The organism is Flavobacterium sp. (assembly GCF_027531705.1).
Lineage (GTDB): Bacteria > Bacteroidota > Bacteroidia > Flavobacteriales > Flavobacteriaceae > Flavobacterium.
This window is the reverse complement of the sequence record NZ_JAPZSP010000031.1, coordinates 59,339-74,035: the sequence shown is the minus strand read 5'-3', so window position 1 is coordinate 74,035 and position 14,697 is coordinate 59,339. Positions and strand designations below refer to the sequence as shown.

Here is a 14,697-nt window from a genome sequence, read left to right as displayed (position 1 = left end):
TTGAAATGAAACTGAGATTTTAAAAAAAAATACCTAGAAACAAAAAGTCAGTGTTCAAAACGGCTATTTTTTTTAAAAACACATAAAATAAAACCAAAAAAAAAAATTGATTTATATTTAGTGTTCATTTATATAAACGTTTATAATTAATTGATTTAAAATTATTTATAAAAAAATTAAATACTATTTTTGAAAAGTAATTAACATTTTATGTTGAAAATTAATTTTACCTTTTAAACACAAGAATAAAAAGTAATATTTTAAAACTTTGGTGTTTTTTTATATATAAATATATTTTTAACATTGAATTTTTTGTGTTAATAACTATAATTTTGAGGTGTTTTGTCGTTAAAATTTACAATTTGTCGATGTTTTTGAGTTTTTAAATAATGTTCGTATTAACAATTCGTATAATTTTACATCCACAACCAAATCAAAAAAAGGTTTACGAATATCAATTTAATGTTTTTATTATGGAAAATTCTTTTACGAAAATTAGCAAAAAAAGCTTTTTAGTTGCAATTGCAATTTTAACTACGTCAATAGGCTTTTCACAGCTTGCAGTTCCTTTTAAAATAAGACATCAAGGTTATGTTAAGGGTGATATGACCATGATTGCCAATAATATAGTTAACAGAGTCGACTATAAAAACGATTCGAATTCACCACACGACAGTAGAGCTTACCAAGGCGAACTGAATGATGAATTCATGATGTTATACACAGACATTGATAATGAAAAATCAACCTTTTCATCAAGTAGTGCAGATTTGTACTTAAATAATCCTTTAAACAAAAAAATTGTTTATGCTGGTTTATATTGGTCAGCAACTTACCTATACAACAGCGGAATAAGTAAAAAAGAAAATAAATTCAAAGCAGTTGATCCAAAAAGAGATTCATTTGATGAAATAAAAATTAAATTACCTAATCAAACTACTTACACTAGCATAAAAGGAGAATTACTTTTTGACGGAATAAAAGACCCAAAATTTAAAGAAAGTGCTCCTTATGCAATGTATGCAGATGTTACAAACATGGTTAAAAACCTTAAAGACCCTACCGGAACATATACAGTAGCGAACATTAAAGCTACTCAAGGTAAAATTAGTGGTGGAGTATCAGGCGGTTGGAGTATCTTTTTTGTTTATGAGGACGAAGACATGACTGGAAAATTCATAACAACCTATGATGGTTTTGCAGGTGTTACTGACAAACCAACGGAAATAAACATTACAGGTTTTCAAACATTGCCTAGCGGTGAAGTGAAAGCAAAAATTGCTTGCGCTGCCTTAGAAGGAGATTTGAATCTAAAAGGCGACCAACTACAATTCAAAGCTGCTGAAAATACAGAATTTACTCAATTGCAAAACCCGTTAAGAGACAGAGCAAATATTTTTAACAGCTCAATCTCTTTGGAAGGAAAATATTTTGAAACAAGAAAACCAGCAAGTAAAAACACATTGGGTTATGATTCTTTCATAATGAATATTGATAATTTTGACAACTCTGTTATAGGAAACAACACAACTGATGCAACTATAAAGCTAAAAACAACTGGAGATAGGTATTTTGTATTCTTCAACGCGTTTGATGTAGAAGTTATTCAACCAAAAGAATTGCCTAAAGCAAATGAAGAACTAATTACTTCAAGTGAAAAAATTGAACCAAAAGCAACTGTGCCTACTATAAAAATGGAAGAACCAAAAGTTGCAGTTGTTGAAAAACCAATAGTTAAAGAAATTGCTCCGACAAAAGTAATTGAACCAACAGTTATCAAAAAAGAGCCAATTGCAGCAGTAACTCAAACGAAAGAAGATAAAGCAACTGAAATAAAAGAACCTGTAAAAGAAATTAAGTCTGAAACAGTTGTAGCTATAGTGGAACCAGTTAAAGAAGTGAAGAAAGAAGTTGTGGCGGCAGTTGAAAAAGCTCCTGCAAAAATAACACCGACTGTTGCGGCTGTTAAACCTCAAATTGAATCTGTAACTCAAAACACAACTTTACAAACACAAACAATTGTAAAAGCTGAGAAACCAACACCTATTGAAAGTCCAGCAGTTCTTATTGCTTCTCAACCAGAAGGTTATTACATCATTGTAAATGTATTTGCAGTACATTCAAACGCAACAAAATTTGTTTCTAAATTGAAAAGAAAAGGATTGTTTGCAGATTATTTCATTAATCCGATAAACAATTACAGATATGTATATGTTAGCAAACATGATAGCTTTAACGATGCAAGACAAATGTATGCTTCAAACATAAACGGTCAATACTATGATGATTTTTGGATTATGACTGTAAACAAACAAAACAATGCAGATGGCGTAGCTTCATCAAACACAATAAATCAAACAAGCCCAATATCCACAAATTCAATAGCTGTTTTAACAAGACAAACTGTTATAGCAGACGAGAAGAAATATTTAGTAATATCATAGTTATTAATTATTTTAGATGAAAAAAACGCCAAGTATTGCTTGGCGTTTTTTGTGCTTATTTTTGTGTAAATAGCGACTTATTCTTTTCCTCCGTCAAGAGAATCTTGCCAAGACTTTAGTTCACTCCATTTTCCTTCGTAAGCCATTTGCGATTGTTTTGGCCATGTTCCTGGATTATGAACGGCGAATCTATCTCCAGCAGCATCGAGAATTTGCTGGCACATTTCAACAGAAGTTGATCCTAAAGCTTTCCATGTTTTAATGCCAGCAACATGAAAAAGCTCTTCAATTTTTGGACCTATACCTTCTACAATTTTTAAATCATCTTGTTTTACTTTTTTACCCAAAGCAGCTAGTGCTAAACTTGCATCAAAAGGCAAGTCAACAGCTGTTTCAGAAACAAAACTAGAACGAGCACTGTTACTTGAATTTTTAAAACTCATCAAATCGGCCTCAAGTTCTTCAGTTCTTTTTCTACAATTTTTTAATTCTTTTTCTAAAGAATCATTACCATCGTTTTTAGATGATTTTTTTCCAGATTTACCTAATAAATACCCTAAATAAGCACTTATTAAACCTGTTAATAACGGAATTAATATACACGGAATACTCATATTATTATATTTTTAAAATTGATTAATTAATTTTTACTTCTGTTCTTCTGTTTTTTGCTTTTCCTTCAGTAGTAGCATTTGATGCTAATGGTTGGTCTGGTCCTTTAGATGAACTAATGATTTTTTCGGCAGAAACACCATTTGTAACTAAATACTCTTTGGCAAAATCAGCCCTACCTTTTCCTAATTCTATGTTTTTACTTCTATCTCCGGCATCGTCTGTATGACCAACAACGTCAAGTTTTGCTCCTTCAACATTGTCTAAATAACGTGTAATCTCAGTTATTTTCTTTCTATCTGATTCTGATAAATCTATTGAAGTTTGTCCTGAGTTAAAATACAAAATCAATGGGTCAGCATTGATTGCAGACTTAACAGCATTCCAGTCAACTTTTGTCGTTTCTGTTACATCATTTAATATAAAAGAAACTGGTCCATAGACAGTGTTTTCTTTTTGAAGTAAATCATCTTTAATTTCTCCTTTAATGTCAATTGAATTAGAAGGAATTCCTCTTGAAACAAAATAATTTTTTACATCATTAGCACGAGCTAAACCGAGATTTTCAAAGGCAGATGTGTTCTTTTCAGAGGCTAAAGCATAACCAGTAACACTAAGTCTTTGTTTAGAAGTTTCAAGTGCTTTTTTTAAATTATCGATTCCAAGATTTACAGAATCATTAATTGGAGTAATCGATTTGAAATCGTTGTTCAAGAAATCAAAATTTCCGTTACATCGATAATCAATTCCGTTTCCTTGAAGTGAGAAAACACTTTGTGGCAAGGCAGTTTCGTTGTTTACTATATTTGGTTGGGGCGTTTTGTCTTTTTCACAGTCGCAATTACAACATAGAAAATAGTGCAAAATAGTTCCAATTCCAATAGTCAGTAAAATACCTAATAAATAAGAATTTTTTTTAGACATATTATTCACTTTTAAAGTTTGAATTATAAAGCTACTGATTATTAGGTCTTAAAAAATTAAAAAACGACAAAAATCCAATAAACTCGTTAAAATGTTACTTATTCATTTTTATTGCCATATTTCATTTTTCGGAGTATTCTCATAACATCTTTAAAGTTGGCAAATACTTCAGGGTTAGCAAATGATTTTAGCAATGACTTGGCGTCAATTAATATCTGTTTTGCTTCATCAAAACCATTTAAATAGCAAATCATAAGTGTTGAAGGTAAGTTAATTAAATCCTTTTCATCATGTTTAGAAAGTTCAGATTGTTTTTGAAGTTTTGTCAACAAAGCCAAATTAGTATTATAAATATGGAAAAGCATTTTTCGGCTATATTCTGGAGGTTCAAATAACATTTCGGTTTCCATTTTATAATAACCATTATCAAAAAATCGTAAAGTTACTTTTTCAAGTAAATAATAACTGGTTTTATCATTTAACCCAAGTGGAACATATTCAAGTATAGTAAAAGAATTTTCATCAAATAAAATCTCAACAACATCTTGTGTAGAATAAAACAATTTAACCTGTTCGTTTATTAATTCAATATCAACTCTTGACAAATACGTTTTATCTCGAACTCTTTTTTGAATTCCAGCCCAACAAATCACAAATAATTCTTTAAAAACTTTATATTTTGGGGAAAAATCTTTGTGTCGATTATTCATAAAATCAATAACACCATCAAGCGTATAACCAATGCTGTTTCTTGAATTATTTTCTATTCCAATAACCGTTTCTGTGTTTTGACGATTCTTTTCAAATGAACCTTCAACAGGAACTGTATTACTACCAATTCTTACAAAAACAGTTTTGGCAACAATAGTATGAATTCCTTTTTTGAAGAAAGATATTTTATTCTTAGGTCTAATGGTAACTAAACCAATAACTTTATCTTTAGGAAGATTAGGAAAAGGTACATTTTCATATTGAATCTTGGGTGGATTTTCTAAAAAAGCATTTACAAGATTCTGAATACGACTATCATCAAAAAAATCATCGCCCACAATTTCATTGTCTTGATCTTCAACTCCAACAATTATATAAGAATTATTGGTAGGATTAGAATTGGATAAGGCGCAAATATGTTTAAGAAACTTCGCTTTACCTTCACGCGAATGAAGATTTAACTGCCGCTTTTTATCATAAAAACTGCACTCATCGTTGTGAGCAAGTAAATTTTTAATCAATAACCGCTTGTTAATCATTGTTTGTAGTTTACAGTCTCTGTTTACAGTTACAGTTTGCAGCAAACTCAAAATACTGCTAACTGAAACTGTAAACTGAATACTTTCTAAGGAACTCTGTTTCCCATACTTTCTGTCCAAATAGCAAACCAATCTTCTGTTTCCATTTGTAACGTTGTAGCTTTCATTAATGCTTGAATTCTGGCAATATTAACCGTTCCAGCAACAGGAATTACATTTGAAGGATGTTTTAAAACCCAAGCTAATAAAATGGTGTCAGAACCAACTCCGTATTTTGCAACTAGTTGAAGCAATAATTTTTTCAATCGACGAGTTTGTTCGATATCTTCTCTAAAAACAGTTCCAAGCGGATTCCATGACATTGGTCTAATGTTTTGCGTTTGCATATAATCTAAACTTCCATCAAGCATTGCTTCATAATGAGTAGCAGAAAATTGAATTTGATTGTAATTTACTTCCGTTTTTTGGCTTATTAATGCCGTTTGAGAGCTTGTAAAGTTAGAAAGTCCAAAATCAATAATCTTTCCATCAGATTTTAATCTTTCAACTGCTTCAGCAATTTCATCTGCAACCATAAGCGGACTTGGTCTATGAAGTAACAAAATGTCTAAAAAGTCAGTTTGAAGATTTTTTAACGAATTTTCAACAGACCAAATGATGTACTCTTTTGAGTAATTATAATGTTTGATAGTATTTGGTCTTCCATCTGTATGCTGAATACCACATTTTGAAATTAATTGAATTCTTTCACGAGAAACTTTGCTTTCTGTAAAAGCTTTTCCAAATTGTGTTTCTGTAGTATATCCGCCATATATGTCGGCATGATCAAAAGTTGTAATTTTATTTTCGACACAAATATTGATCATATGTGCCATTTCTGAAACTCCTAAATTTTTGTCCCAAACGCCCCAATTCATAGTTCCAGCAGCAATTTTTGATAACGAAGTTTTGTTCATGATTGTAAAGTATATAGTTTTAAAAAAGGTATTATTATAAGCTTTTTAGATAAAGTTCTTAAAATTATAAAAAGAAAATCATAAATCACACTTAAAGTCTACTTTATCGTTCAAGTTTTAACCATTTTTTAACATCTTACTAGTAAAAAAAAATTCAATTTGCACTACCAAAAATAATAACCCATTCTAAGTAACAGTAACAACAAAATGGAAGAAAACAGTTCGACTCTTGACATTAGAGCCATTAATGAAAAAATTGAAAGAGAAAGCGCTTTTATTGAGCTTCTTAACATGGAAATGAATAAAGTAATTGTGGGACAAAAACACATGATCGAGCGATTACTTATTGGACTATTAGGGCAAGGACACATTTTGCTAGAAGGTGTTCCCGGTTTAGCAAAAACGTTAGCTATCAACACGCTTTCACAAGCAGTTCAAGGTTCTTTTAGTAGAATTCAGTTTACTCCTGATTTATTACCTGCCGATGTTGTCGGAACAATGATTTACAACATTAAACAAAATGAGTTTTCTATCAAAAAAGGTCCAATTTTTGCCAATTTCGTTCTTGCTGATGAGATAAACCGTGCTCCTGCCAAAGTGCAATCTGCTTTATTAGAAGCTATGCAGGAAAAACAAGTTACTATTGGCGATACAACTTTCAAATTAGACAAACCTTTTTTAGTTCTAGCCACTCAAAATCCAATTGAGCAAGAAGGAACTTATCCTTTACCAGAAGCGCAAGTCGATCGTTTTATGCTAAAAACGGTTATTGACTATCCTAAAATGGACGAAGAAAGAATGGTAATTCGCCAGAATTTAAAAGGCAGTTACGATAAAGTAAACGCGGTTATTTCTGTTGAACAAATTCTACGCGCACAAGAAGCTGTTCGTGAAGTGTATATGGATGAAAAAATCGAAAAATACATTCTAGACATTGTTTTTGCAACGCGTTATCCAGAAAAATATAAATTAGAAAATCTTAAACCACTTATTGGATTTGGAGCTTCTCCACGTGGAAGTATCAATTTGGCTACAGCTGCAAAATGCTATGCTTTTATCAAACGTCGTGGTTATGTAATTCCAGAAGATGTTCGTGCGGTTGTACATGATGTTTTACGTCACAGAATAGGTGTAACCTACGAAGCCGAAGCCGAAAACATCACATCGGTTGACATTATCAACAAAATTGTTAATGAGATTGAAGTACCTTAATTTAGTTTACAGTATACAGTCACAGTTTGCAGTAAAATACTGCTGAATTGATGCGACTGAAAACTGCGACTGAAAACTAGTGAAGATGGATACAAAAGAGTTACTCAAAAAAGTTCGTAAAATAGAAATCAAAACCAGAAGATTGAGCGATCATATCTTTTCGGGAGAATACCATACGTCTTTTAAAGGTCGCGGAATGACTTTTAGCGAAGTGCGCCAATACCAATATGGCGATGATATTCGTGCAATTGATTGGAACGTAACTGCCAGATATAATGAACCTTACATAAAAGTATTTGAAGAAGAAAGAGAACTAACCATGTTATTAATGGTTGATGTTAGTGGTTCTGAAAGTTTTGGTTCTAAGAATCAATTCAAAAAAGAGATTGTTACCGAAATTGCTGCAACATTAGCGTTTTCTGCTACTCAAAACAATGATAAAATTGGTTTAATATTGTTTTCAGATGAAATTGAACTCTATATTCCACCTAAAAAAGGGCGTTCACATGTTTTGAGAATCATTAGAGAATTAATTGAATTTGAACCAAAAAGCAAACAAACCGATGTTTCACAAGCTTTAAAATTTCTTTCGGGAACACAAAAAAAGAAAGCAATTGTATTCCTAATTTCAGATTTTATGACCGATGAATACGAGCATACGCTAAAAATTGCTTCTAAAAAACACGATATTACAGGAATTAGAGTGTACGATATTCGTGAAGAAAAAATGCCAAATGTCGGAATGGTTTCGATGTTAGATGCTGAAACTGGTCAAACAGTTTTGGTTGATACAAGTTCAAAATCTGTTCGCTCGAATTATGAGAAATACTATCAAGATAAAGTAAAATATTTCAAAGAAACGTTTAGCAAATCTGGTTCAGGAACTGTAAACACTAGAGTTGACGAAAGTTATGTTACCAAATTATTAGGCTATTTTAAATCCCGTTAATGCTGAATACGCTTTTACAAAAATGAAAATTAAACTATACATATTAGTTTTTCTATTATCAACATCGCTTTTTGCACAAAAAGTGACTACATCTATTGATACTACTAAAAATAAAATTGGTGCTGAATTCAAATTAACGCTTAAAACAACTGTTGATACAGCTTCAAGAGTTACTTTTTCAAATGCTAAAAATTTTGGAAATCTAGAAGTCATTCGTTCATATCCTATTGATACCATAAAAAAAGATAATGTTTACGAATTGATTAAAAAATATGGTTTGACACAATTTGATTCAGGAAAATATGTCGTACCAAGAATTCTAGTTTTAATCAACAAAAAGTCAATTTTTTCAGATAGTATTGCCATTGAAGTTAACGATGTTAAAGTCGATACGTTAAAACAAAAAATGCATGACATCAAGGATATTATTCCTGCAGAAAGTGGCATTGGCAATTGGTGGAAATACTTGTTAGGATTTTTATTAATCATCGGATTAGGATTTTTGGTGTATTATTTCATCAAAAAAAGACAAGCAAAAAAATTAGAAGAAGTCGTTTATAAAACACCTATTGAAAAAGCAACTTCATTAATCAAAATCTTAGAAACCAAACAATTGTGGCAAAAAGGTGAAATAAAAACGTACTATTCTGAATTAACAGATATTACTAGAAATTACATTGAAGAAGAAATTCAAGTGCCGGCAATGGAAAGTACCACTTCTGAACTTATCCAAGCATTAAGAAAGGTTGCTAATCAAAAGAAATTAAAACTATCAAAGGAAACACTAGTAAATCTTGAAAAAGTGCTAAAACAAGCCGATTTAGTAAAATTTGCCAAATCAAAACCATTAGATTTTGAAATTGAAGAAGATAAAAACCGAATTGTAAACTCTATAATCACCATTCACAAATCAATTCCAGAAGTAAAAATTGAAGAAGGAGAAAGTGCTTTGGATGAATTACAAAAGGAAAAACTACTCAAAGCTAAAAAATCAAAACGTGTGTTTTGGTCAGTATTTATAGTTATTGCTGTTCTTTTTATTACTTTAATTACACTAGTTTTGACCAAAGGTGTTGACTTTGTAAAAGACTCATTACTTGGGCATCCAACAAAAGAATTGGTTGAAGGCGAATGGGTTTATAGCGAATACGGAAATCCAGCTATCAAAATTGAAACGCCAAAGGTTTTGAAACGTACAGACGTTTCGGCTTCATTACCAAAAGAAGGTTTAGCACTTATCAAAGAAATGCAAACGTTCACTTATGGAAGCATGTTGGATAATTTCTTCTTATCTGTTTCAACTTTCAAATACAAACAAGAAGGCGAAATAGATTTGAATAAAGTTTTAGACGGTTCTATTCAAATGATGGAAGCACGAGGCGCAATTAATATTTTGATTAAACCTGAAGAATTTTCAACTCCGCAGGGCGTTAACGGAATTCGAGGAGCAGGTTCTTTATCAATGACGAATCCTTTGGATAAAACTAAAAACAACAAAATGCATTATGAAACGCTCATTTTTAATCAAAATGGCGGATTACAACAAATTATTATCATGTATCAAAATGACGATCAATATGCTGAAATCATTGCAAAAAGAGTTTTAAATTCGGTTGAACTAACTAAAATTAACGAATAATGAACGGAATTACATTTTTAAATCCAGGATTTTTTTGGTTATTTCTGTTACTTCCTATAGCAATTGCTTGGTATTTCTGGAAAAGAAATCAGCAAGTAGCCACATTAAAAATAAGTTCGCTGAAAGGCTTTCAAGGGCAAAATTCATTTTTAGCTAAACTTAAACCTTTATTATTCGTGCTTCGATTACTAGCGTTAAGTTCGTTAATAATAGCAATGGCAAGACCAAGAACTGTTGATGTAAGCAATCAAACCAAAACAAACAAAGGAATTGATATTGTTATGGCAGTTGACGTTTCTGGAAGTATGCTAGCAAAAGATTTGAAACCTAACCGAATGGAAGCATTAAAAGATGTTGCCCAAACGTTTGTTGAAAACCGTCCAAACGACCGAATCGGATTGGTTGTTTATGCAGCTGAAGCTTATACCAAGACGCCTGTAACAAGTGACAAAGCCATCATTTTGGAAGCCATAAAAAGCATTAAATACGATAACATTTTGCAAGACGGAACTGGAATCGGAATGGGTTTGACAACGGCTATCAACCGATTGAAAGACAGTAAAGCCAAAAGTAAAATCATTATTTTGCTAACCGATGGTGTAAACAATGCAGGATTTATTGAACCAGAAACTGCTTCTGACATTGCCGAACAATATGGTATTAAAGTATATACAATTGGAATTGGAACCAACGGAACTGCTGAATTTCCTTATGCAATTGCACCAAATGGGAAATTCCTTTTCCGAATGATGCCTGTAGAAATTGATGAAAAATTATTGCGAAGTATTGCCAAAAAAACTAACGGAAAATACTTTAGAGCAACCAGTAATTCAAAGTTAGAACAAATTTATGACGAAATAAATAAGCTAGAAACAACTGAAATAGAAGAATTAAAATTTTACGATTTCGATGAAAAATTCAGACCGTTTGTATGGTTAGCCGGAATTTTGTTGCTACTAGAAATTGCATTAAGGAATACGATATTTAAGAGTTTTATATAGAAATTTAAACACAAAGAACACTAGGAATGCACAAAGTTCACTATGTTCTATTTTAAAAAAATCTTTGTGAGCTTAGTGTAAAACTTTGTGAACTTAGTGGTTAAGAAAAAACATGTACGAATTAGAAGAAAAAAGTTATTTGTATTTACTATTCATACTACCAGTATTGGTGGCGGTTTTCTTGTATATTCAATATTGGAAAAGAAAAAAACAACAAGAATTTGGTGATTTGGCTTTAATCAAAAAATTGAGTCCAGAAAAATCAACATTTAAGCCAATTTTGAAATTTATAGTTTTTTTATTGGCGCTAACAAGTTTGATTTTGGCATTGGTAAATCCAAAAATTGGCACCAAAATGGAAACTGTAAAACGTGAAGGAATCGACATTGTTTTTGCAGTCGATGTTTCCAAAAGTATGCTTTGCGAAGACGTTGCTCCTAATAGATTAGAAAAAAGCAAACAGTTGGTTTCTCAAATTATCAATAATCTTGCAGGCGATCGTATAGGAATTGTGGCGTATGCCGGAAGTGCTTTCCCGGTTTTACCAATTACAACCGATTATAGTTCGGCAAAAATGTTTTTGCAAAGCATGAATACCGATATGGTTTCTTCACACGGAACATCTTTGGATGAAGCAATTCAATTGGCTTCTGATTATTTTGATAAAGGAAACAAAACTAGCAAGTTAATTATTCTGATTTCAGATGGTGAAGATCATTCAGAAGGTGCCGAAGATGCTGCCGAAGAAGCCAATAAAAAAGGAATAAAAATCCTAACAATTGGAGTTGGAACAGCAAAAGGAGGTCCAATTCCGTTAAAAAACAATGGTGTTGTAGAAAGTTTTAAAAGAGATCAAAATAATGAAGTGGTTGTTACCAAATTAAATCAGGAATCGCTTACCTTAATTGCTAAAGACACAAAAGGTAGTTACATCAATGGAAATAGCACAAAAGAAGTAACCGAATTTTTGAAAAAAGCATTAAATAATATCGAAAAAACCGAGTTTGAAGCTACACAAATGGCCGATTTTCAATCGCAGTTTCAATGGTTTATTGGCATTGCATTTGCTTTGTTGTTTCTAGATATTTTCTTCTTAGAAAGAAAAACAAAATGGATACAAAAGTTGAATTTATTTAACGAAAAAGAATAAATGAAAAACATATTTTTAATAGTACTTTTTATAACTTCTTTTTCTGTTAATTCGCAGGAAAAGGATAGAATTTTGCCTAAAGCAAACGAAGAATTTGTTGCCAAAAACTATTCGGAAGCAGAGGCAAATTATAGAATTTTGCAATCTAAAGCGACTAATAAAACAGTTGCTTCATATAATCTTGGGAATTCAATTTATAGACAAAATCAAGCTGGAGAAGCAAAATATGCTTATGTAAAAGCATTAGAAAAAGCAAAAACCTACACCGAAAAACATTTGGCTTATCATAACTTGGGAAATTCTTTTATGAAAGAAAAAAATTATTCGCAAGCTGTTGAAGCCTATAAAAATGCTTTACGAAACAATCCAGCCGACGAACAAACGCGTTACAATTATGCTTTGGCAAAAAAAATGCTAAAAGAAAATCCTCCTAAAGACGACAAAAACAAGGATAAAAATAAAGACAAGAACAAAGACAAAGACAAAGATAAAAAAGACGGCGATAAAGATAAGAAAGACGACAAAAACGAAGGCGACAAAGACAAACAAGACAAGAAAGACGGTGATGATAAAAAAGATAATGGCAATCCAAAAGATGAACCTGCACAACCTAAACCAAAATCAGGTGGTATTTCTAAAGAACGACTAGAAAACTTACTTGATGCTGTAAATAATGAAGAGAAAAAAGTGCAAGAAAAAATGAATGGTAAAAAAGTAAAAGGCAAACCTGTTCAAAACGAAAAAGATTGGTAATTTACCCAATTACGAATTAAAAATTACGAATTACAAAAAATGAAAAAGTATTTTATAATCCTTATTTTATTTCTAACCAACTCACTTTTGGCACAAATTCAATTTGAAGCTAAAGTGAGCAAAAATTCATTGGGATTGAACGAAAGACTTCGTGTAGATTTTATAATGAATGATGATGGCGATAATTTCACACCGCCCAACTTTGATGGTTTCAGAGTAGTTGGTGGTCCAAGTCAACAAGTTAGTCAATCATGGATAAATGGTAGAAGTTCGTTTCAAAAATCGTATTCTTATTATTTGTTGCCTTTACAAAAAGGAACACTTACAATTCGCCAAGCTTCGGTAGAAATTAATGGACATATTTACAAAACCAATCCTGTAAAAATCAATGTTACCAATGCAATTGAGCAACCCAAAGATCCAAACAATGCTCCACAAATTTCGGCTAATGACGCATTACATCTTGTAGCAGAAGTTTCTAAAACCAATCCTTATATAAACGAGCCGATAACTGTTGTTTACAAATTGTACTTTAGCTACAACATCGGGATTTCAAATTGGAGAGAATTGAACAAACCGAAGTACAATAATTTCTGGAGTCAAAACATTGACATTAAAGAACTTGTAGCCGAAGAGGGAAAATACAATGGCGAGCGTTATCGTTATGTTGTTTTAAGAAAAACCGTTTTATATCCTCAAAAGTCTGGAAAACTAGAAATTGAACCTTTATCATTAGATTTAGATGTACAATTACCAACTAACAGACGCGATGTTTTTGGTCGAGTTCAGGTTGTGGAAGATAGCAAACGTGTTTCTGCACCAAGTAGAGTTGTAACTGTAAAACCATTGCCAGAAACAGGAAAACCAGCAGATTTTTCGGGTGCAGTCGGAAATTTTTCATTCAAAGTTACACCTTCTAAAACAACTTTAAAAAATGGAGAATCTTTAGAATTGAAAGTTGCTGTTACTGGAAAAGGTAATCTAAAATTATTTGATTTACCTAAACCAGTTGTACCAAATTCATTCGAAATGTATGATCCGGTTCATAGCGAAAATGTACAAACGCCACTTTCTGGGATGACAGGTTCAATAATCGATTCCTACACGATTATTCCACAATTTAAAGGAAAATATCCAATAAAATCGATGACTTTTTCGTATTTCGATTTAGGAACTAACTCTTATAAAAAAATTGCTTCACCCGAAATTATGGTTGATGTTATGGATGGTCCAACAGCGTCTCAAGATGATGTTGCTTCTACAAACACTATTTCTAAAAATAAAATTTCGGCCACCGAACAATTTAAGTTTATCAAATCGAAAACAAATTTACAATCCATCAACCAACCCGATTTTTTTGGTTCAGGATTGTATTATGGATTGTTAGTATTTCCATTTTTATTAATTCCAGCTATTGTTTTATTCAAAAAGAAAAAAGAAGCAATAGATGGCGATATTGTAGGCAATCGAATCAAAAAATCCAATGCTTTGGCTAAAAAATATTTATCGGAATCGAAAAAATATATCAACAACAAAGAACCGTTTTATATTGCGTTAGAAAAAGCCTTACATAATTTCCTAAAAGCCAAATTACACATAGAAACTTCGGAAATGAGTAAAGAAAAAATCACTGAAATTCTGCTTTCGCGAAAAGCATCACCAGAAACGGTTTCGGCATTTATCAAACTCACCGAAAGTTGCGAATTTGCTCGCTATGCACCATCAACCAACGAGGAAATTCACCACGATTATGATAAAGCGGTTGCTATTATTTCAGATTTAGAAAAACAAATAGCTACTTAACCAC

General features: G+C 31.7%; 12 protein-coding genes. 8 read left to right on the top strand and 4 right to left on the bottom strand.

What is annotated here, in order from left to right; genetic code table 11:
* Positions 1-473: 473 nt before the first annotated feature.
* Positions 474-2,444, top strand: coding sequence for a hypothetical protein (locus O9267_RS12110; protein ID WP_298179897.1), 1,971 nt, complete (start codon positions 474-476; stop codon positions 2,442-2,444).
* A 77-nt stretch (positions 2,445-2,521) separates the two neighbouring features.
* On the opposite strand, the gene O9267_RS12105 is transcribed toward O9267_RS12110, so the two are convergent.
* The 4 genes from O9267_RS12105 to O9267_RS12090 form a co-directional block, all read right to left on the bottom strand.
* Positions 2,522-3,058 (bottom strand): hypothetical protein, encoded by a 537-nt coding sequence (locus O9267_RS12105; RefSeq protein WP_298179895.1) that lies wholly within the window; start codon positions 3,056-3,058, stop codon positions 2,522-2,524.
* Positions 3,059-3,080: 22 nt separating this feature from the next.
* Positions 3,081-3,980 carry an OmpA family protein gene (locus tag O9267_RS12100; RefSeq protein WP_298179892.1) on the bottom strand — a complete coding sequence of 300 codons (900 nt, stop codon included), beginning with the start codon at positions 3,978-3,980 and terminating at the stop codon, positions 3,081-3,083.
* Between the two features lie 98 nt (positions 3,981-4,078).
* Positions 4,079-5,230, bottom strand: a complete 1,152-nt coding sequence (locus O9267_RS12095) for an ATP-binding protein (RefSeq protein ID WP_298179889.1) — start codon at positions 5,228-5,230, stop codon at positions 4,079-4,081.
* 86 nt (positions 5,231-5,316) lie between these two features.
* Complete coding sequence (locus tag O9267_RS12090; RefSeq protein WP_298179886.1) at positions 5,317-6,186, bottom strand: aldo/keto reductase; 870 nt, start codon at positions 6,184-6,186, stop codon at positions 5,317-5,319.
* 207 nt (positions 6,187-6,393) lie between these two features.
* Between O9267_RS12090 and O9267_RS12085 the strand changes: the two genes are divergently transcribed.
* From O9267_RS12085 to O9267_RS12055, 7 genes are all read left to right on the top strand, one after another.
* Positions 6,394-7,398, top strand: a complete 1,005-nt coding sequence (locus O9267_RS12085) for a MoxR family ATPase (RefSeq protein ID WP_298179884.1) — start codon at positions 6,394-6,396, stop codon at positions 7,396-7,398.
* Positions 7,399-7,483: 85 nt separating this feature from the next.
* Positions 7,484-8,347, top strand: coding sequence for a DUF58 domain-containing protein (locus O9267_RS12080; RefSeq protein ID WP_298179881.1), 864 nt, complete (start codon positions 7,484-7,486; stop codon positions 8,345-8,347).
* Positions 8,348-8,369: 22 nt separating this feature from the next.
* Complete coding sequence (locus tag O9267_RS12075) at positions 8,370-9,986, top strand: hypothetical protein (protein WP_298179878.1); 1,617 nt, start codon at positions 8,370-8,372, stop codon at positions 9,984-9,986.
* Positions 9,986-10,987, top strand: coding sequence for a VWA domain-containing protein (locus O9267_RS12070; RefSeq protein ID WP_298179876.1), 1,002 nt, complete (start codon positions 9,986-9,988; stop codon positions 10,985-10,987). The genes O9267_RS12075 and O9267_RS12070 overlap by 1 nt, the downstream gene beginning before the upstream one ends.
* Positions 10,988-11,099: 112 nt before the next feature.
* Positions 11,100-12,137 carry a VWA domain-containing protein gene (locus tag O9267_RS12065; RefSeq protein ID WP_298179874.1) on the top strand — a complete coding sequence of 346 codons (1,038 nt, stop codon included), beginning with the start codon at positions 11,100-11,102 and terminating at the stop codon, positions 12,135-12,137.
* Positions 12,138-12,890, top strand: coding sequence for a tetratricopeptide repeat protein (locus O9267_RS12060; RefSeq protein ID WP_298179871.1), 753 nt, complete (start codon positions 12,138-12,140; stop codon positions 12,888-12,890).
* A 39-nt stretch (positions 12,891-12,929) separates the two neighbouring features.
* Complete coding sequence (locus O9267_RS12055; RefSeq protein ID WP_298179868.1) at positions 12,930-14,693, top strand: BatD family protein; 1,764 nt, start codon at positions 12,930-12,932, stop codon at positions 14,691-14,693.
* The last annotated feature ends 4 nt before the right edge of the window (positions 14,694-14,697 follow it).